Here is a 2,277-nt window from a genome sequence, read left to right on the forward strand (position 1 = left end):
GACTGATGAGGGGTAAGATCGGTAATGCTGCCGTCGCTGGGTAACGCTTTAGCTAACAATAAATCCAAATCCCGGCTGCCACTGCAACCCTGCACCAACAGCATGGGTATTGAGGTCAGCATTCCCGCAGCCTTAAAAAGCTGATGCGCCACGGTGGATGCTCCTGCCCCTCCCTTGCATCCCAGAATGCTGATTTTCATTGTTGCTCGGTTATGTGCAGCCGGAATAGGGTCACGAATCAGATCGGGCAGTTGCGGTAACTGCGAGCCAATATGTAAATAGTTAGCGCCTGCTATCATCAACGCATGAGCAAAGCGGATTGAGTCATTATTACCCACGAGAATCGGTTTTGCCGAAACCGGGATGAGTAGCGCAACCATCTGCATAATATAAGTTCAACATTATCCACATCGTTAATATCAACAATGACCGCGATGGCATCGCTGGCGCCTGGATTATCACTCATGGTAAAAAAATCCGCTTCATGCGGTATGACATCAGCCAAATGATGCATCAGCAGTTGGCTGACAATATCAGACATCACATCAGGACGAGGTGAAATAATTAAAATGGGCTGTGCGAATTTTTTCTTCTGCGACTTCACCGCTGTATTCTTATTATTCGATTTGGTATCAAAAAATAATTTCATGCGAAACTCCAATGTTCAATGTACTGGCTTATCGCGACTATTTGGAAAATCCACCGCGGTCCATAAAACTGCGTGCATCACTGGCAAGCCGTCCTTCAAGGGTATTTTTATCTACTCCGCTATTAAAAAATAATTGAACGGAAGAGCTACGATGATAATCAGGCAACTTAATTTGCTGTCGTGATGCCGCGGATACCGGCTTTACAAGATCGACGGTAGCAAAAACCACCAACTCTGTTTTATTTCGCGCTGTGTGCGATTTACGCGCCAGCGCCCCAAGAATGGGAATGTCGCCAATGAAAGGGATTTTCGTCAATGATTCCACATCCTCTTCATTGAGTAGGCCCCCAATCACAAAACTATCGCCATCTGCCAGTTCGATCGTCGAACTGGAACGCCGCGTTTTTATCTGAGGTATATTGTAATTATTGTACGCATAACTCCCAGCAACGCTGCTGATCTCATTCGAGATCAACAATTTTATTTTCTGTTTCTTTTCAACTTTGGCAGCAACATTTAACCGAATACCATACTCTTTATATTGTACGGTAGTCCCCTCTTTGCTTTGCACTAAAAGCGGGATTTCTCCACCAACTAAAAAGCTGGCTACCTCACCGGACAACACCGTGAGATTGGGTTGCGCAAGCACTCTAGCCAAACTGTCATTATTAACGGCACTGATTGTGGTACTGATATTTTCTGCATCAAACCCATGTTTGAGGCCAATCAAACTGAAAACCCCTGGGTCATTAACAGCGCCATTGCCTTTAATCAGCCCACTCAGCGTTAAATTACTCCATTCAATCCCTAATGTGTCTGTGAATTTTTTACTTACCTCAACAACGCTAAGCTTAACATTAACTTGATTTGATGAGGGCAATTGCAATCTATTTATTACATTGCTATAAACTCTCTTTGTCATAAAGAAAACTTCTGAACTTTTCTGATCCTCAGAATCATTTTTCACCTTAAGTTCTCGACTTTCTTTTCCAACAACACTGCCCACCAGCTGATATACTGCCCCTCGGGTTTCCTCATCGGGCACCGTTCCGGTCAGAATATAAGATTTATTTTCACCACTGATGAAACTTTTAACCACTACTTGGCTTCCGGGAAACTCCAGCGCAATGCGCTGATTGATATCACCGAGAAAAGAATCAACATTTATCTGTAAATCAGCCAAAATTCTTGTGTCAGCATCATAGGCTGTGACCTCTGAAATACCGGGCGCTTTCGCATACAATACGATGGTATTTTCATTCAATACTTTATAGTCTGCTACCGTAGGATCTGAGATAAATACCGTATTAACACGGCCTTTGGTCCGTAATGTTTTTGACTGGCCTGGCTTTAAAAAGAGTTGATCGGCCATTGCCGCTAACGGATACACTAAAATCAGCGTTAGCATCAGGCTAACGTGAAATGAGAAGCGCTTCATAATCAAACTTTTTTCCTCTGTTAAAATTTCCCTATCAGCCCTAATAGACAAGACCTGTTAACCGCGCCACTCATGTGTGGGCCGCGAGCGGGGTTCATCAAACAGGGGCGCGCTGCTGACTGGCCATGTCGCCTCTTTGCCGGATAGCGTTTCACTGCCTCTTGAACGCAAGTCAATAGGGCCTCTGATT

At 44.4% G+C, this 2,277-nt stretch carries 2 protein-coding genes and 1 pseudogene; all 3 read right to left on the bottom strand.

Annotated features, from left to right (window positions below; all coding sequences use genetic code 11):
* A pseudogene (locus J5224_RS25150) lies at window positions 1-299 on the bottom strand (pilus assembly protein CpaE); the annotation flags it as partial.
* Complete coding sequence (locus J5224_RS25155; RefSeq protein WP_264627938.1) at window positions 299-649, bottom strand: hypothetical protein; 351 nt, start codon at window positions 647-649, stop codon at window positions 299-301. The pseudogene J5224_RS25150 and the gene J5224_RS25155, both read right to left, overlap by 1 nt.
* A gap of 37 nt (window positions 650-686) precedes the next feature.
* Complete coding sequence (locus tag J5224_RS25160; RefSeq protein ID WP_264627939.1) at window positions 687-2,087, bottom strand: type II and III secretion system protein family protein; 1,401 nt, start codon at window positions 2,085-2,087, stop codon at window positions 687-689.
* Between the last annotated feature and the right edge of the window lie 190 nt (window positions 2,088-2,277).

It is taken from the genome of Candidatus Symbiopectobacterium sp. NZEC135 (assembly GCF_025962695.1).